The organism is Algoriphagus sp. TR-M9 (assembly GCF_027594545.1).
In the GTDB taxonomy this organism is placed as follows: domain Bacteria; phylum Bacteroidota; class Bacteroidia; order Cytophagales; family Cyclobacteriaceae; genus Algoriphagus; species Algoriphagus halophytocola.
The window spans coordinates 3,192,046-3,210,670 of the sequence record NZ_CP115160.1 but is presented as its reverse complement, the minus strand read 5'-3'; the positions used below and the strand labels follow the sequence as shown (position 1 = coordinate 3,210,670).

13 protein-coding genes are annotated in these 18,625 nt (G+C 44.2%); 3 read left to right on the top strand and 10 right to left on the bottom strand.

Going from position 1 to position 18,625, the window contains the following annotated elements:
- Window positions 1-2: 2 nt before the first annotated feature.
- From PBT90_RS13470 to PBT90_RS13440, 7 genes are all read right to left on the bottom strand, one after another.
- Entirely contained in the window at window positions 3-3,311 is a 3,309-nt protein-coding gene (locus tag PBT90_RS13470; protein WP_270129716.1) for a SusC/RagA family TonB-linked outer membrane protein, read from the bottom strand.
- Window positions 3,312-3,650: 339 nt separating this feature from the next.
- Window positions 3,651-4,730, bottom strand: coding sequence for a glycoside hydrolase family protein (locus PBT90_RS13465; protein ID WP_270129715.1), 1,080 nt, complete (start codon window positions 4,728-4,730; stop codon window positions 3,651-3,653).
- A 55-nt stretch (window positions 4,731-4,785) separates the two neighbouring features.
- Window positions 4,786-5,865, bottom strand: a complete 1,080-nt coding sequence (locus PBT90_RS13460; protein WP_270129714.1) for a glycoside hydrolase family protein — start codon at window positions 5,863-5,865, stop codon at window positions 4,786-4,788.
- A gap of 206 nt (window positions 5,866-6,071) precedes the next feature.
- Complete coding sequence (locus PBT90_RS13455; RefSeq protein ID WP_270129713.1) at window positions 6,072-7,322, bottom strand: enolase C-terminal domain-like protein; 1,251 nt, start codon at window positions 7,320-7,322, stop codon at window positions 6,072-6,074.
- A 203-nt stretch (window positions 7,323-7,525) separates the two neighbouring features.
- Window positions 7,526-8,971: a sulfatase gene (locus PBT90_RS13450; RefSeq protein ID WP_270129711.1), complete on the bottom strand. Its 1,446-nt coding sequence runs from the start codon at window positions 8,969-8,971 to the stop codon at window positions 7,526-7,528.
- A 5-nt stretch (window positions 8,972-8,976) separates the two neighbouring features.
- Entirely contained in the window at window positions 8,977-10,029 is a 1,053-nt protein-coding gene (locus PBT90_RS13445) for a Gfo/Idh/MocA family protein (RefSeq protein ID WP_270129709.1), read from the bottom strand.
- Between the two features lie 31 nt (window positions 10,030-10,060).
- Window positions 10,061-11,659 (bottom strand): sodium:solute symporter family transporter, encoded by a 1,599-nt coding sequence (locus PBT90_RS13440; protein WP_270129708.1) that lies wholly within the window; start codon window positions 11,657-11,659, stop codon window positions 10,061-10,063.
- Window positions 11,660-11,934: 275 nt separating this feature from the next.
- Between PBT90_RS13440 and PBT90_RS13435 the strand changes: the two genes are divergently transcribed.
- Together PBT90_RS13435 and PBT90_RS13430 are read left to right on the top strand one after the other, a co-directional pair.
- The gene (locus tag PBT90_RS13435; RefSeq protein ID WP_396127669.1) at window positions 11,935-13,605 is read left to right on the top strand and encodes a sulfatase; all 1,671 of its coding nucleotides are present in this window, start codon (window positions 11,935-11,937) and stop codon (window positions 13,603-13,605) included.
- A gap of 320 nt (window positions 13,606-13,925) precedes the next feature.
- Complete coding sequence (locus PBT90_RS13430) at window positions 13,926-15,605, top strand: sulfatase family protein (RefSeq protein WP_270129705.1); 1,680 nt, start codon at window positions 13,926-13,928, stop codon at window positions 15,603-15,605.
- Between the two features lie 167 nt (window positions 15,606-15,772).
- Here the strand turns inward: PBT90_RS13430 and PBT90_RS13425 are convergent, their stop codons facing one another.
- The 3 genes from PBT90_RS13425 to PBT90_RS13415 are packed head-to-tail and all read right to left on the bottom strand — an operon-like array spanning window position 15,773 to window position 17,903.
- On the bottom strand, window positions 15,773-16,510 hold the full coding sequence (locus PBT90_RS13425; protein ID WP_270129703.1) for a DUF4163 domain-containing protein: 738 nt from the start codon (window positions 16,508-16,510) through the stop codon (window positions 15,773-15,775).
- Window positions 16,507-17,499: a methylmalonyl Co-A mutase-associated GTPase MeaB gene (gene meaB, locus PBT90_RS13420; protein ID WP_270129702.1), complete on the bottom strand. Its 993-nt coding sequence runs from the start codon at window positions 17,497-17,499 to the stop codon at window positions 16,507-16,509. The genes PBT90_RS13425 and meaB overlap by 4 nt, the downstream gene beginning before the upstream one ends.
- Window positions 17,496-17,903: a hypothetical protein gene (locus PBT90_RS13415; protein WP_264811097.1), complete on the bottom strand. Its 408-nt coding sequence runs from the start codon at window positions 17,901-17,903 to the stop codon at window positions 17,496-17,498. Before PBT90_RS13415 ends, meaB begins: the two co-directional genes overlap by 4 nt.
- A 53-nt stretch (window positions 17,904-17,956) precedes the next feature.
- Between PBT90_RS13415 and PBT90_RS13410 the strand changes: the two genes are divergently transcribed.
- Window positions 17,957-18,490, top strand: coding sequence for a CopD family protein (locus PBT90_RS13410; RefSeq protein WP_264811096.1), 534 nt, complete (start codon window positions 17,957-17,959; stop codon window positions 18,488-18,490).
- The last annotated feature ends 135 nt before the right edge of the window (window positions 18,491-18,625 follow it).

Sequence of the window (18,625 nt, the reverse complement as noted above, 5' to 3'; positions counted from 1 at the left end):
GATTAATAGGAAACTTGAATACCAGCAGAAATCATTCTATCCGCGCCGTAGGTCTTTCCTGCTCCCCATGAGCTGCCTGTAGCTACTGGATCTATACCAACTGGAAGTTTGGTGAATGTCAGCAGGTTTTCCCCTGACATATATATTCTGAAGTTACTCAGGCTCATTTTGTCCAACACATGATCAGGTAGGGTATAGCCTACTTGCAGATTCTGCAGTCTCAGGTAAGACCCGTTCTGTAGGTATCTGGTGCTGGTCAGTCTGTTCTTATTGTTTTGACCATTGTTAATGTATGGTCTTGGGAAATAGGAGTCTAAGTTGATATTAGCTTCCCCTTCATATAAGCCTGTGTACATGTCTCCAGGAGTGTCTCTGAAGTAATCCAGATGCTCAGGGAATAGGGTGGATTGGTTACCCGTTCTGAAACCCCAGAAGATATTGTCATTGGAGCCAAATGCTACATCACGCTTGCCCACGCCTCTCCAGATCATAGATAGGTCAAAACCTTTGTATGATGCATTAAGGTTAATGCCATACTGCCATCTCGGCGTGCTGTTACCGATGATGCTCAAATCACCAGGATTGTCCAGGGTGTTGTCGCCATTGTCTACTCTGCCATCTCCATTGATGTCCATGTACTTCACATCACCAGGGTTCCAGGCTAGTCCTGTAATGTCTGATAAGTCAACCTGTGAAGTGTAAGCATCGATTTCTTCTTGGTTTTGATAAAGAGAGTTTGCCGTGTAACCCCAGATCTCTCCTTGCTCTCTACCAGCGTACCAGCTGGAAAGAACTCCGTTTGGATTGAGGTATTCTGTGACAAATGTTCTGCTGTCAAAGATGTTGAATCCAACATTGAAGGTCAGGCCGTTAGAAAGGGTCTGCCCATAATTGATGGTAGATTCCCAACCTCTTGTTCTTAGCGTTGCGTTGTTGGATTGAGGTACGGTAGATCCTAGTACTCCTGGAGCAGGATCTACAGGGCCGATCATGTCGAATGTAGTTCGCTCAAACCAATCAAATGTAAAGCTCAGACGGTTTTCCAAAAAGCTCATGTCTGCGCCTATGTCTATGGATCTGGCTGTTTCCCAAGTCAGGTCTGGGCTGATCAAAGAAGGTGTCCCTGCAAAACCAATTGGTCTTGTTCCCCCTTGGGAGAAGATCCAGTTGACTGCATTTCCGGAAAGTGGAATAAGCTGCAAATCCTGATAAGGAGTTACATTTTGGTTACCAAGTTCACCCCATGAGCCACGAAGTTTGAAAGTGTTCACAGTTTGGCTGATAGGCTCCCAGAAGGATTCCTTGTCCACATTCCATCCTGCAGAGAATGAAGGGAAAAAGCCCCATCTGTTGCCTTCTCTAAATCTAGATGTACCGTCATATCTTGCATTCAATTCTAACAGGTACTTCTCATTGTAATTGTAATTGAACCTACCGAAATAACCTTGAGTGCTTACCGTAAGCAGGTTTTCAGTCATTTGAATCTCACCGTCTGCTGTATTCAAAGAAGGTACATCTGGTACCAAAAGGTTGGTTCTAAATCCGGAAAGGTTTCTGTTTTGAGTCTTTTCGAACTGTGTACCCACCATAGCTTTGAAGTTGTGTACCTCATTTAGCTGCAGCTCGTAGGAGGTGTAAACGTTGGATGTCCAGTACAGATTGCTGTAGTGTGTTCTTCTGGTGTTACTTGGTACCGTGTTTCCACTTGGGATCACGGAGCCATCTACCAAATTGTCATAGACAGTCAGCTCATTGCTTCTGAAAAAGATATCTGTATTTCTCATGGCAAAGTCGCCGTGGATAGTCCAGCCTTCAGCAGGTCTCAAATCGGTAGCGAAAGTGTGCCAGTTTTCTGTGGTCTCTGTGATATCTGTACCTGCGTCATTCACCCAAGGAATCTTAGATTGGATCATGACATTGCCAAAGCCATCATACATGGCGTTGGTAGGCATCGTTCTGGCGATCTGATGGAAAATCAAATCGTAACTACCTTGCCTGTCCATATTAGGGATTTCTCTGATCTGCTTGGAGAATCTTGGCTGGTAAGTGAAATCCCAGTTCTTCGTGATGGAAGTGGTGATTTTACCCATGATGTTATATCGATCAAAGGTATCCGTACCGTAGTTCAAAACGCCAGACTGCCCATAAAGCCCCGCTGAGAAATAATAGGAAGTTTTATCGCTTCCTCCAGATAGGCTCAGGTCATGCTTTTGGATCATTCCTTTTCCAAAATACTCGTCAAACCAATCTCTGTTTGCGTTACCAAATTGGTTGAAACCCCACTGATTTACATTGTTGGGGTTTGGTGTGGTTTCAAAGAAAGTTGCGTCAGCAGGGAAGTTGGCATTTGATCTTAGAAAGTCAAAGTCACCTCTCTGGAAAGCAAGGATGTTATCAATAGTTCTGTCTGGGAAGAATCTTCCACCGGCTCCGAAAACACCCGCTTCATTGATTGCTTTGGCATGATCGTAGGAATTGATCATGGAAGGCAAATTGGTAGGAGAAGCTACGCCCACGCTACCATTATAGCTTGCTTTCAGCTTGCCTCTACCGGACTTAGTAGTAATTACAATTACCCCGTATGGAGCTCTTGCTCCGAAAATAGCCGAGGCAGCAGCATCCTTCAATACTGAGATTGATTCGATGTCATTTGGGTTCAATCTATCCATGTCACCCGGGATACCATCGATCACCACATAAGGAGAGCCTCCATTAAGTGACCCTAAGCCTCTAATCTGTATGTTCATTTCAGCACCAGGCTGAAAACCGAAATTACCTGTGCTGAAAGTTAAGCCTGGAGAGGTTCCCTGAAGTAATTGGGATACAGAAGGTGAGGGGCGGTCTGCCAAAGTCTTACCTTCTACCACATCCACTGCACCGGTTAGGTTGGTCACTTTCTGCGTGCCATATCCTACTACCACTACTTCATTCAGAGATGAAATATCCTCTTCCATAGTGACATTGATCACCGTCCGGCTTCCTACAGTAATCTCCTGTGCCTGGTACCCTATGTAGCTAAAAGCCAACACTGCATCAGATCCGGGCACTTGGATGGAATAATTCCCGTCTCCATCAGTGACAGTACCAGAAGTCGTCCCTTTAACTAAAATAGTCAATCCTGGCAATGGAAGCCCATCAGGATCAATCACAGTACCTGTTACGGTCACCTGTGATGATTGCTGAGCCATACCTACCTCTGGGGCTCCCAGAAATAGTAACAGAAAGCAACAAAAAGTCACAATGCCAGCAGTAGACTGGGGATTGCGAATTTCGCAGATTCTGTGTAGAAAATTTGTAATACTTTTTTTCATACACGTTAAGTTTTAAGAAAATGGTAATTATGGGTAGTTTTTTTTCTGAAATTCGCCATACTTAATCGACTTATTTCAAGAAACTTGTGTAAGTTAAAACAAAATAGTGCATAAGTCCTAATAAACCTATGAAAAAATAGGTCTAATGGACTAATTAATATGAAATCTCAGTTTAAGGTTTGGGAAATACTACTTAATTCCGCATTAGCGGGCGCTTCACATAAAAATCAAAAATTAATCCTTTGGTTTATTGAGGATTACCTTGGCTCCTTAGCTGTTGAAAAAAGTGATTGACCATGATTTCCGGTAAACTGAAAAGTTTTCACCAACCATTTGGGTTTACTCATCCCTTAACGGGTGGAAGATGACAAAGGAATCATCTCCTTGTTTGGCTGATACACCTAGGGTCAGAAGATTTCCCTTTTCTTCATACACAAATGGACGCTCCAGGCGATCTGGCCTGAGTATAGTGCCATCCTGCATCTTAATTTCCTTTGGCATAACTCTGTACTCAGAAGCCTTCAGCCATTTCAATCCATCTACTGAGCTTACTAGCCCAATGAAACCCTCAGGAGCATGAAAAATTCCGTAATAAAGCTCCCGCTGTTGGTCATACCAGAGCGACATGTCTTCTGTGTCCAGGTAATCGATCACTGGATCAGGTTGAATCTCATAGGGGCCATCAGGATGTTGACTGATAGCAATAGCCTGATTTCTGATAAATCTGGTTTCCCCGGGTTTGTCTCCTTTGACAATCATATAATAAAGCCCATCCTTTCCCTGGGTTACTGCTGGATTTACTGTCAAGGTGGTGATGGGTCCCGAAGGCTGGATAAGTGGTTGGGACTGTCTTTGCCAAGGACCGTTCAGGGAGTTGCTCACAGCTACACCTGTTCGTTGATTTGATCGGAGTGCAAATCTCAGGGGGTCTTGGAGAGTGGCGCTGCTTGCAGCATCAAGCTCTTCTGCTGTATAGTCTTGGGTTGTACCCAGGTTAGTAGAAATGTAATACAGGTAATACTTTCCTTCAAAAAATTTGATTTTTGGATTATGAGCGGTTATAGCGTCCCAGTGTCCTTTTCCATTTCCCTGTAATACAGTTTCCCGAAATGTCCATGGCCCAGTGGGCTTTTCCGACGTGGCATGGGCAATTTCAGAATATACCAACCATCCCTTAAAACCTACGGACTTAGGCCATCTGGAATAAAAAAGGTGATACATACCATCAGTTCCTTTGACAATCGACCCTCCCCAATTATAATAGCCCTCGGTTCGAAAAATATGCTCCTGATTGACTGGCTCCATGAATTTGGAGATTTGCAGGTCATCCTGTGCCAAAGTAGAATTCTGCAATGCCAGCACCACCAGTAAAACTAGTACATACTTTTTTCTAATTGCTTTGGTGAAAAGATCGCTCATTTCATTGACTAATTTGGGATTCTCAGGACGTCCGTAGGACATGGAATTATCTCAATTATTCCACAGTACGTTTAAGCGGTCTGACCATATTGAAAATATTTCCTTCAGGATTCCTCGCAGCAAAATATACGTGAGTTGGCTGGCCATTCTGCACCAGAACTTGCGGCCGTTCCAGTTTTGGAAAGACCTGCGTTTCCCCATTTGATAAAGTCAAAGTTCTTCCATATGCAGCTGGCTCCTCAGCCGTGTACCATACCAGTCCATCTTCAGACCTAGCTAAAAAGCCTGCGCCACTTTCGCCGGTAATTTCCTTATTCATGCATTTGGCTAGCATATTATACTGATTGCCGTCATACCAGATGTAGGGGTCTTCTACGTCTGAGCTGATCGGTAATAGCTCGATTTGGTTATCTTCTCCGGCTCTTTCATAAGGTCCCCAGTAATGCTTGGCTTTGGCTACTCCAAAGGTCATTTTTCTATTTTGATTTCTGGCAGGATAGGGGACAGGCGCACTTTTATAAACCAGCAATACACTTCCGTCTTCATGAACTACCGGAGCTGGATTGCTGATGATGGCTCCATCCCATTTGCCTGGACGTGGTTGAAGGATAGGCTGATCCATTCTTTTCCAGGGGCCTGTAGGAGAATCTGCAACAGCTACCCCAATTCGTTTATGATTCCATGCTGCCTCATAAAGTTCACGGCTTGGACTTACATCTACAGGTTTTTCGAAATCATAATTGATCCCTATGTAAAACAGTACATATTTTCCGTCATGATACTGGATCGTAGGATTGTGGGTCATCATCCCATCCCAATATGCTTTGCCTCTAGCTTGCAAAACTACCTGTTTGAATTTGAAAGGGCCTTCTGGCCGATCGGACACGGCCAGCACGATTTCACTATTTGTCACCCAGGCACTCATTCCCAGGTGCTTCGGCCATCTACTGGCAAACATATAATATAGGTCATCCTCGCCTTGGATTACCGAACCACCCCAGACTATGTAATTCTCCATTTGAAAAGCTCCTTCTACAGGGGAATCTTCCCAATTATTTTGAAAGGGATTACTTTGAGAATAAGCTGCGCCAAAGCTGATAAATAAGCTAAAGCAAAGTAGGTATAGTAATTTCATTTTAGACTAGGTCAAAGTGGAGGTTTTAATTGAATGTGTGTAGCCGCTTTACTTCCAGTAAGGATGCAAAAGCAATTTAGGATATGTTAACCTTAAGAATTGTGGCCACTTCGGTCATTGGTCATCGTTCTCCCGATAGCTATCGGGACGACCAGATAAGCAAAGAAATAATGGTTACTGGCATCATTGCGGAGAATCATGTTCCTTTAAAAGGAATATTCGTGTTTCAAAAGATCTGCACTCATGCCCGGCTCCATTGGAGTGAGGTATTTTCCGTCTTTTACCAAAGCGGGAGATTGGAAATGCTCTTTTAAGTGAGGAATGTATTCCAGTAGCAAAGCAGGATGTCCTAAGCTAATATGATTGAACAGGACCAAATGCTGATGAATCTGCCCCATGTCCCCTACATGTGGGACAACCGGTATTTTGAATTTCCTGGAGAGTAAGCTGATCAAAATAAACTCTGAAACACCGCCTACACGCACTGCATCTACCTGGTTGAAGGACATGCAGCCGGACTGAATGAAATTTTTGAAAATCACTTTATTCGGCACATGCTCGCCCAGAGCTATAGGTATATCTACTGTTTTGGCCAGTTGCATGTGTGCAAAAACATCATCCGGGTGGGTGGGTTCCTCTACCCAAAATGGATTCAGGTTTTTGAGTTCCTTGCAGATGTCTATAGCCTGTGGAAGGTTCCACTGTTGATTGGCGTCGAACATAATGGTGGCCTGATCTCCGGCTATTTTTCTGACCAATTCAGCTCTACGGATGTCATGACTGGGGTTTTTTGCACCTACTTTCAGCTTCATGGCGGTGAAGCCATTTGCTAGGGCCAGTTCCACATTTTTTATGATTTTTTCATCTGAATAGTTAAACCAGCCTACAGAGGTGTCATAACCTGGATATCCGTCCGAGAGTATGCTTTCGCGCTCCTTTCTTCCGGTTTTCTGCTCGTTGATCAAATCAACAGCCTGTTGTTTGGTGAGCACATCTTCGTAATACGAAAAGTCTAGCGTGTTGACCAGTTGCTCTGCGGGTAGATCAATCAGGAGTTTCCACAAAGGAACCCCTTCCGCTTTTGCCCAAAGATCATAGCAAGCGTTAACTACTGCCGCAAGGGCAAGTTGCACCACGCCTTTGTGCGGACCTAGCCAGCGCAAACTCGGGTCATCTGCCATTTGCTTATAAGTGGTCCCAAAGTCTGCCATCAACTCATAGATCTCCTTGCCAACTATGTGTTTGGACAGGTATTCTATCGCTTGGCACACCATTTTATTTCCCGCTCCCAGGGTAAAAGCCAAACCGACTCCTTCATGCTTGGAATCTGTTTCCAACTTGCACACTGCGTAGGCATACACAGGGTTTACATGGATCGCATCAGATCCGGCTCCGTCCTGGAGTTCAAAACGCATGTCATCGGCTTGACATCTTTTTATTACGATAGGTTTCTTCATAGGTATTTTGAAAAGAAGGTTGATTGAATGGTTGATGAAAGAGTAGAAGTAATTGGATATTTAATGGTCTGGATTTATGCCCAGCGGAATTTGAAGGTTAAAAGAACTGCCGTCATTTTTTTGGTTCACAGGATCTACAGCTGCTACTTGGCTTGATCCAAATAGCAACATGCAAAAAACTGCGATTGGTAATAGGATAGGTTTCATTGAGCTCTGTTATAATTCTTGTTTAAATCATTCTCGCGAACTTCCGCCAGCTTCTTCGCTAGCTTAGCTTGCATCTCCTTGAGCGGCTTTGCGTATGCTGGATCCTCTGCGAGATTATTGAATTGCTTAGGATCATTTTCCATGTCGAATAGCTCCATTCCCGCAGATGCATCCTCATTGTATTGGATGTATGCCCACTTTTCAGTTCGGATCAAAAATGATTTTCCGCCCTGACTTACCGAGAAGGCCATATCTCTCACCTTCTTTTTCGGATTGTCTAAAAGTGGTTTCAAGCTCTTGCCCTGAATGGCTGTTGGATAATCCAATCCAGCCAAATCGGCCAAAGTAGGGTAGAGGTCAATCAGTTCGGTAAAGGAATCGACTACTGCGGGTTCCTTGCCTGGGACTTTAATCATCATAGGCACTTGGACAGATTCCTCGTGGAGGCTGACTTTCATCCAGAATTCATGTTCACCGAGGTGAAAACCATGATCTGAAGTGAAGATCACAATGGTATTGTCTTCCAAACCTTCTTCTTTTAAGGTATTCAGTACTTTGCCGACCTGAGCATCCATGTAAGAAACCGAAGCATAATAGGCAGCAATTGCCTTTTGCTTTTGCTCCTGGTTCATCTCGGCATTTACACTGGTGACGTAGTTGATCCCACGCTCAGGAATGTCATTCCAGTCATTCGGTGCTTGCTCGGGAGTTTTGATCTTGGCAAAAGGAAAGGGATCAAAATAGCCTGCCGGAGCCACAAATGGCACATGTGGTCTCACAAATCCAACTGCCAAAAAGAATGGTTTGTCTTTATGTTGACGGATCAATTCGGATGCTTTTTTTGCAGTTTTTCCGTCCGAATGGACCAGGTCATCTCCGTCGGCCTGCACGATGGTCATCACATTTCCGCCTTTTCGCTCTATACTTCCATCCGGATTATTTTGTACCAATTCAGCCTTGCCTTCAGCAGTCCACTCCGGGCCCTGGGAGTTAAATTTTTCGGTCCAGGAAGCAGGGTCGTCTTTCCCGTCTGAGCCTTTCTCTATATCACCGGGAACGCCCATGTGGTAGATTTTGCTGACCCGCGCGGTATAATAACCGTTTTGCTTAAATAGCTCTGTCATAGAAGGGCGATCTGGCCCCACATTTTCTCTGCCGCTGACATACCCGTAAGTCTCAGTGGCATTCGGGTAATACCCAAACATCATGGATGCCCGAGAAGGACCGCACACAGGATATTGGGAATAGGCATGGGTGAAAAGGGTGCTTTCCTTCGCCAACTGATCGATGACTGGGGTTTTTGGAACCGGATTTCCGTATGCTCCGAGGGCTGTCGTAGTCAGATCATCAGAGATGATAAACAACACATTTGGCTTGTTCTTTTCTTGGGAAAAAGCTGTAAGTGATAGAAGACAACAGGTGATGTAAAGTAGTTTTTTCATGAGGATCAACTTATTTTACCGAAAGGTGTACCACCTGATTCGGATGCTTTGTAAACTGTTTCGACGAGTTTCATGGTCTGAAGAGCGTCTGCTGTACTGTTTGATAAATGAGTTCCAGGATTTTCGCAGGTTACCTGCAAGGCCGCCATGGAACCTATGAATGCTTGGGGAAACCAGCCACCTTTCAGCGGAATTTCCTGCCAGCCTTTTGGATTGTCCAAAAGACAGTACTCCATCTTTGGAGCTTGGCCTTTTGGGTAGTCCAGGGAAAGCCCTATGGTGATTTTTATAGCACCTTTGGTCCCTTCGATTTTGAAATAGGATTCTTGGTTTTTAGATCCGAAATCATGTCCATGATTGGTGAGAATTCTAGCTTGTGTGACTTCATCATAATCCAATATGATGCTGCTTCTGGCATCTGCCAGATCAGGAGATTTGGGGCTTTTCAGGACACTTGCATGGATTCGGGTAGGATTTCCCATAAATGAGCGAATCAAGTCCAAGTAGTGAACACTATGGTAGAGCACTTCCATACGAGGCTTTTCTTTCAGAAATCCCCAAAGATGCCAGGGCGTATAGACGCAGACCTTCAGTTCCAGATCATAGATTTTCCCCAGCAGCCCTTTTTGGATCATATCTTTCGAGGCAAGCATGTAAGGAGCAAACTTGAGCTGGAAATTCACTGCTGATAGCAGGTTTTTGAGTTCACAAAGCTCCAGGATGACTTCTGCTTCAGCGCTAGTTTCACCCATGGGTTTCTGGATCAAAACTGCTGATCCGTCTGGTAATTGCTTAAGAATCGGGATAATCTGATCTGCTGGGACGGCTAGGTCAAAAACAGCATTTTGATCAGCCGCAGCTTTAATTAATTCGGATAAGTCGGAATATGTCCGAGAAACAATGGAGAACTTGTTTTTCGCAACTTCAGCTTTGGCAAAATCCAAATCATAAATCCCCATCACTTGCCAACCTGCCAGTGTGTAGGCAGGCAAATGGGCATCCGTGACGATCCCGCCTGCTCCTATGATGGCTATCGGTCTAGGTGTTTTTGGAAGCATGGGAAATTGATTGACTTGCATTTTAGTTGATTCAAAAGAAAATTAAATATAAGCAGAGCATAATAGCCACCAGTGCAGCGCTGAGTAGCTTGACTAGGGTGCTGGACTTTTCTACATTGAGGTAAAACGCAGTGGAAATATTGGATTTTTCCTTATCTAACCAACTTACACTCCAGTATATCAAACTGGAAATGAGGAAGAAATAGATGGTTTGTCTCAGCCAATTGATGGCAAGGCCATTTTCACTGGAAATGAAGTTTTCAATACCAGCAATGGGAATGTATTTCTCTACTATAAAGACTATTCCTGCGAATAAACTACCTAGCAGTAAAGTAAGAAAGGAAGCTTTTGCAGTGCCTTTCGGAGATAGAATACCAAACAGGAAAACTGCAACTATAGAAGGAGCAAAGATGGAAAACATCTGATTGATCAACTCAAAAATAGCTCCTAAATCACCTAGAAAGGGTGACCAGATCACCGCCGAAATCAGCACTACCACTGCAGATATTCTGCCGATTCTGATCATTGCCACTTCGCTCAGGTCAGGTTTGATTCTTTTAAACACATCAAACACCAAGAGCGTGGAGCAGCTGTTCAATGCCGCCGCTACCGAACTCATCACCGCTGCGAGCAGTGCTGCCACCATGAGTCCTTTCAGCCCAACAGGCATCAGGTTCATGATCATGACCGGAAGTACCGACTTGGTGTCTTCGCCGATTTCATCGCGGAATAAGGCAAAGGCCAAAATTCCCGGAACCACCATGATAAAAACCGGCAATATCTTCAGAAATCCTGCGAAAATAGCTCCCAACTTGGCCTCATTTTCTGATTTCGCTCCCAATACACGCTGTACTATAGTCTGATCTGTGCACCAATACCAAATGCCCAAAATTAGGTGGCTAAAGAGCATATCAGGAAATGTGAACCCTTTATCAGCTGTATTAAATGCCACCGCGCGAAATCGGTCTTCACTCACTACTGCTTTTAATTCATCCATAGAATGAATTCCTACCTCAGACAGCGACAGAATCGCCAAAACGGTGATGGTCAATGATCCTAGAATCAGGATAACCGTCTGCACGGTTTCCGTGACTACTACTGAGGTAAGGCCCCCTATGATCGTATAAAGTCCCGTGGCCGCAGCTATGATCAGAATGGATAAAACTATATCCAGTCCGAAAACTTTTTCGAAGACTACCGCTCCGGCATAGAAGCTCACGCCTATATGCATAAATAGGGCAGCCAGGATGCTAAATATGGCTAAAATCACCCGAGAGCGATGGTCGTATCGCTTTTCCAGAAATTCGGGAAGTGTGGTGATTTTGGTGCGCAGGTAGAATGGGATAAAAAGAAATGCCAATACCAATAGCTCAAAGGAAGAAAACCATTCGAAATTCCCCCAGACTATGCCGTCGATAAAACCGGACTCTGCCAGCCCTACCAGGTGCACGGTGGAGATATTGGATGCAAAAAGAGAGGCACCTATTACCGACCAGGTAAGCGTTTTTCCGGCCAGGAAGTATCCTTCACTGCTTTGTCTTTTCTTGCGGGAATACCACAATCCTATGACAATTATCCCGATCAGATAAAGGGCAATGACAGAAATGTCGATGGCGCTGAGGCTGTACATGGGTTGGTACCGGGTAGTTTATTTTGGGAAAGTAAAACCCTAAAATAGTCTAATTAGGGCATTGGCACTAATTATTTAGCATAATTTTTTTTATTCCCTTAAAAATAGTGTCTATGGGTTGAATCTAACCGCTTAGAACAAGCCTGTTGTTTGCCCTGCTGAAGTTGGTTAATTTTGGAAAACATTTTCTATTATTGGGCTAATGCACTAATTTGCCTCGTAGTTACATTTAATATTATACCGAAATGGATAAATATACTCCTTTAGTAGTGGTGATGCTTCTGGCACTGGGCTTTACAAGCTGTGGTCAAAGTGGGGAAGCGCAAAAGAGCTCCGAGCGGCCCAATATCGTCTTCATCATGTCTGATGATCATGCCTACCAGGCGATTTCAGCATACGATAACACACTCATAGAGACCCCAAATATTGACAGAATCGCAGAAATGGGGATGTTGTTTACCAATGCTTCTGTGACTAACTCCATATGTGCTCCTAGCCGAGCGACTATTTTGACCGGTAAGCATTCACATATCAACGGCAAGGTGGACAATCATTTTCCTTTTGATACCACCAATGTTACCTTCCCTCAGATCCTTCAAGATGCGGGGTATCAGACAGCCATGTTCGGGAAATTACATTTCGGAAACAATCCAAAGGGCTTTGATCAATTTAAGATTTTACCTGGGCAAGGAGCCTATTATAACCCGGATTTTATCACAAAAAATGAGGGCAAAATTCAGGTAGAAGGATATGTGACCGACATCGTGACCGATATGACACTGGATTGGCTTCAGAATGAAAGAAAAGCAGATCAGCCATTTATGTTGATGTATTTGCATAAGGCTCCGCACAGAGAGTGGCTGCCGGCTGAGCGCCATGTGGATGAGTTTACGCAAAGGACATTCAAGGAACCGGCGACCTTATTTGATGACTATTCGGGGAGAGGAAGGGCAGCGAGAGAAGCAGAAATGAATCTGTTGACAGATATGCACTGGGCTGGAGACTCCAAGATATATCCAGAAGTAATGGATGAGTTGGGGATAGAGGGCACCTCAAATTGGGACAAAGGAGCTTTTGAACGTGAAGTGGGGAGATTGAATGAATCACAGCGCGCCAACTGGGACAAGGCTTACATGAAAGTGAACGAGGACTTCAAAAAAGCTTACCCTACTATGACCGAGGAGGATAAGATGAGATGGAGATATCAGCGTTATATGCAGGATTATTTGGGAACTATTAAAGCCGTGGATGAAAACGTAGGAAGAGTTCTGGATTACCTGGAGGAAAATGGACTGATGGAAAATACCATTATCGTTTACACCTCTGATCAAGGCTTTTACCTAGGCGAGCACGGTTGGTTTGATAAGCGATTTGTTTACAATGAATCCTTCAAAACACCCTTGTTGATGGCTTGGCCGGGCAGAGTGAAGGCAGGGACACAATCCACAGAGATGGTTCAAAACCTGGATTTTGCCCAGACATTTTTGGAAGCGGCGGGAGTAGAAGCTCCTTCTGATATGCAGGGAGAAAGCCTTTTACCACTCTTGACAGGAGAAGGTGAATGGACCAGAGAGTCAGTTTATTACCATTATTACGAATATCCATCGGTGCATATGGTGAAGCGTCACTATAGTATTGTGACGCAGGATTACAAGTTGACTCATTACTATTTCGATACCGACGAGTGGGAATTGATCGATAGAAAAAATGATCCCATGGAACTGAAAAATGTGTACGATGATCCTGCCTATGCTGAGATTCAGGCGGAATTGCACGAGCAACTCGATGGTCTACGAGAGCAATACGGGGATAATTCTCAGATCAGTCAGGAATACCTAGATGAGTATTTGGATTACCTTCAGCAAAACCAAGCTTATGCAGGAGCTAAAAACAAGGAGCTTTTGGATAAAATATTTGAAGGGAGAGAATTGACAAATAAAGAATAACATACGATTAGGGAATGATGCCAGGAAGCAAAAAGCCCTTGCTTACCTGGTCAGAAAACCTATGCTTCGGCTTCGCTCAGCACGAGTGACGCTTTACCCAATCGGCCTGACTACTAGCGTTAAGTAAATCCTATAGTGCTTTTGGCTCCTTATTGGTATAAAAGCGGTGATACATAAATCAAAAAGAATAATTAAAGTAACCAAACACGGATTTATCCATATCCAACTTATGAAATCAAGCATGACCCGAAGCGACACACAGAGGGATGATTATAATTCATGCGAAGATTCCATGTGACCTTAAAAAAATTTATAAACACATGAAATATACCCAATCGGCATTTTTGCTATTATTTGGAACCTGGCTTTTTTCGGCTTGCCAGCAAACTACAGAAGAGAACAAACCGGAGCGCCCGAATATCATTTTCATCATGTCTGATGATCATGCTTACCAGGCGATTTCGGCCTATGACAATAGTCTGATCGAAACCCCAAACATAGATCGAATCGCTGACATGGGGATTCTATTTACGGAGGCTTCTGTGACCAACTCCATTTGTGCTCCCTCGAGAGCTACCATTCTCACCGGTTTGCACTCGCACCTGAATGGCAAAGTGGACAATCACTATCCTTTTGACACGACCAATGTGACTTTCCCCCAGCTTTTGCAAAATGCAGGGTATCAAACAGCCATGTTTGGAAAACTTCACTTTGGCAATAACCCTAAGGGATTTGATGAATTTAAAATCCTTCCCGGACAAGGAGATTACTACAATCCTGCTTTTATCACCAAGAATGAAGGCCGAATCCAAACTGAAGGCTATGTCACGGATGTCATTACAGACATGACTTTAGATTGGCTGGAAAAGGACAGAAAAAAGGAAGATCCATTTTTGCTGATGTACCTGCATAAGGCCCCACATCGTGCCTGGTATATGGCGGAGCGTCACATGGAGGAGTTTACCCAAAAGTCCTTTCCTGAGCCAGAGACATTATTTGATGATTACTCGGGAAGAACCAGCGCAGCTGCCGAGGCTGAAATGAATATTCTTGATCACATGGGTTGGTCGGGCGACAACAAGGTGTTTCCTGAGGTCATGGATAAATTGGGGATTTCCGAGATTGGCCCGGACAAGGTTCGATTCGAAAATGAAATGAAGCGAATGACCGATTCCCAGCGGGCAAACTTCATGAAATATTACACTCCCATCAACGAGGAGTTTGAAAAAGCCTATCCAGCTATGAGTGAGGAGGATAAAATGAAGTGGAAATATCAGCGATACATGCAGGATTACCTGGGCACTATCAAAGCTGTGGATGAGAATGTAGGACGACTTTTGGATTATTTGGAAGCCAATGATTTGATGGAGAATACCATCATAGTCTATACTTCAGATCAAGGGTTTTACCTGGGAGAACATGGCTGGTATGACAAGAGATTTGTTTACGATGAGTCCTTTAAAACTCCATTGCTAGTAGCCTGGCCGGGCAAAACTAAACCGGGCACCCAGTCTGATGAATTGGTGCAAAACCTGGACTTTGCGCAGACATTCCTAGATGCGGCAGGAGTAGAAGCACCGGCTAAAATGCAGGGGGAAAGTATGATTCCTTTGCTCACCGGAAATGAGGATAAATGGACTCGTGATGCAGTTTACTACCACTATTATGAATATCCGGCAGAGCATATGGTCAATAGACACTATGCGCTGGTGACCAAAGATTACAAGTTGATCCATTACTATTTTGTGGAAGATGAGTGGGAGCTGATAGACCGGAAAAAGGATCCTAAGGAGCTGAAAAACGTGTACGATGATCCTGCCTACGCAGCTATACGGGCAGACCTTCATGGCAGACTGGAAAAACTCCGCGAGCAATATCAAGATAGCACAGCCCTGAGTCAGCAGTACATTGATAGGCTGGTGGATGATTATGAAAACGGCAAAGCCTATGGAGTAGGACGCGAGCGTGTGGGCAAAGTTCTGGAAAGATGGGAGAAGTAATCCTGGAAAGGGCTGCGACTTGATTCTTTCTAATGCTAGTAGAGTAAAATTTTAGCCTATTAGAATCAGGAATCCATTCTCAACCTAGAATAAATTTAAGATTTCACCAGTAAGCAAAGAGCCAACCGATTTCCGGTTGGCTCTTTATTGTTCATGGACAAAGGATGTTACTCTCTGACAAAGCCTTTAACTTCCTTCATGGCAAACTCCAATTCGGTATAGCCAAGTACATAGGGGCCGATTTCATAAGGGATATAGCTGAGGATAAATTTGCCTTTTCTATAACCTATGGCATTCGGCAGGAAAAAGCCGGTTTCGGGAATAAAAAATCTTCCATCCTCTTCCAATGTGATGCTGTCTTCCACCTGATGGAATTTGCGAAACTCCATCTGCGCGAGCATAAGCATTTTATCCCGATCAAATATGACCTGATCTCTGCTAAGTAGTTCACCGGTAGTTTTATCAAAATTCAGAAAATATTGACTGGAATTGGGGTGGGCTCCTCCGGAAAAGTTGAATTCATCTATTTGAATGCTGAGGGTGTTTTCTGATTCATAGCTTACCTGCGCTTCAATTTCCTCAGTCCAAGCGCCCGGGGCATCTGGGAATTCTGCTTTGAACTCCTGGTATGAGTTCAGGTACCTTGTCGCATTTTGCTCCAGATCTCCACCCACAGAATCTGCCGTAAAATACCTCAATATTTGTTTCTCAATTTCCGAGTTAATATTTTCTGAAGCTGTACTTCCACTCGCCCAAGGGTACGAAACGGACACTTTGCTGCAATCCTCCTCTACACAAACTTCCTTTTCATAAGTTTTGGTGGAAAATTCCAGGGCTTTTTCCTCTACGGTTTTAGGCTGGGTACAAGCGCCAAGTGCCAGAATACCAATCAGGATATATCTCATAGTGAGTTTTTTAGAAATAATTCAGTCGCTTTCTTTGCCAGGCTCATCGGGCTTGCTTCCCCGGATTTTACTTTTTCTTTGCCTTCTTCTAGCAAGCTGCTTACCTCAGGATGACTGAAAAATGCTCGCTCAAGTAAGTTCTGGATATTTTCGTGCAGCCAATTTAAGCGTTGATTTGCTCTGTTTTGTTCAAAAAAACCATTGGCTATCATTTTTTCTTGAAATGCGAGTATCAGCTCCCAGACTTCAGGCAATCCCTCATGTGTAATTGAAGACCCGGTGAGCACCTTGGGAGACCAGCCGTTTTCGCCCGGTGGGAATAAATGCAAAGCCTGGGTATAAGTGGTTTTTGCTTTTTTGGCCTGAGAAAGATTCTCTTCATCAGCTTTATGAATCAGCAATCCATCTGCCATTTCCATAATACCTTTTTTGATTCCTTGCAGCTCGTCGCCTGCTCCTGCCAGCATCAGCAAGAGAAAAAAATCCACCATTCCTTTTACGGCGGTTTCCGATTGCCCCACACCCACTGTTTCCACCAGTATTACATCAAATCCTGCCGCTTCGCAAAGCAACATGACTTCTCTGGATTTTGCGCTTACCCCGCCTAGCGTATTGCCGGTAGGGCTGGGGCGGATAAATGCATTCGGATTACCGGCGAGTTGTTCCATGCGGGTTTTGTCTCCCAGGATACTGCCCTTACTTTTCTGACTGGAAGGGTCTACTGCAAGTACCGCTACTCGTTTTCCTTGGCTGATGAGATGCCTGCCAAATGCTTCTATGAAGGTGCTTTTTCCCACTCCAGGAACTCCTGTGATTCCTACACGGATCGAATTTCCGGTACTTGGCAGGATCTCTTGTACGAGTTGGGAGGCTAAAGTCAAGTCACTTTCAAGCGAGCTCTCCACCAGGGTGATGGCCTGGCTCAACTTTGTCCTATCACCCGACAAAACGCCTGATTTATACGATTGAAGTGTAAGTCGTTTTCTCATTTCGGATTAGCTTCTGCGAAACTTACGTCACCCATAGGTTTTTTATAATAAGTCGCTATGAGAAAAGGTGTAAATTCTTGGGGGAAATGTGGCTCATTTGCTTGCAGTGCTATATCCTGATTGATCTCCTCAGAAAAAAAGTAAACGATGGTTTTCCCGTATTTGGTGTGAGGTAGTGCATCACCATATTCCCGCATCCATTGGGTATCCTTGTCCAGGGCTTTTACTGCGTAAAGCCGCAGTATAGGTCCTGTATTGTTTTCGTTTCTGTAACTGCCCAGTTCTTCGTATTTGCCATCGAATCGCTCCATTCCCGGCTGAAAAAAGGATTCCTTTGCGATCATCATCACCAAAGCGGCCACTACTACGACGATTATATAGAAAATGAACTTTGAGCTTTTCAAAATTTAAGTGGGGTTGTCAAGTTTAGGCCTTAATTTAGCCGAAAATTCCGAGAATGACTTTCGAGTACCTCAAAGCACTTCATATCATTTTTGTAGTCACCTGGTTTGCAGGGCTATTCTATATCGTCCGGCTATTTATCTATCAGACTGAGGCTATGGAGCGCCCCGAAGCTGAGCGCAAAATCCTGAAACCCCAGTTGGATCTGATGGCTTCCCGACTTTGGTATATCATCACCTGGCCTTCTGCTGTGCTTACCCTGATCTTCGGTACCTGGGTTCTGAGTGAGCGCATGGAGTTTTTACAGCTAGGCTTTATGCACGCCAAATTAGGTTTCGTCTTTCTCTTGTACTGTTATCATGCTTGGTGTCACAAGCTTTTCAAAGAACTTCAAGTTGGGCGAACTCGCTGGACATCCACGCAGTTGAGGATTTGGAATGAGGCCTCTACGCTGCTACTATTTGCCATCGTGTTTTTGATTGTATTGAAAAGCACCCTCAGTATGGTATGGGGTCTGGCAGGTTTGATTACGCTTGGGGTTACCCTGATGATCGCAATCAGGATTTATAAAAAATTTAGAAATAAATAATATGGTTATCCGCAATGATGCAGGCATCCTTTTTTTCGTTGATTTGGCAGACGGGAGACCTAAGACGGGTTACCGAAGTAGCCTCATCGCCAGGAATTGCCAGAAACTTACTGCTTTTATCACCCTATTGGTAAA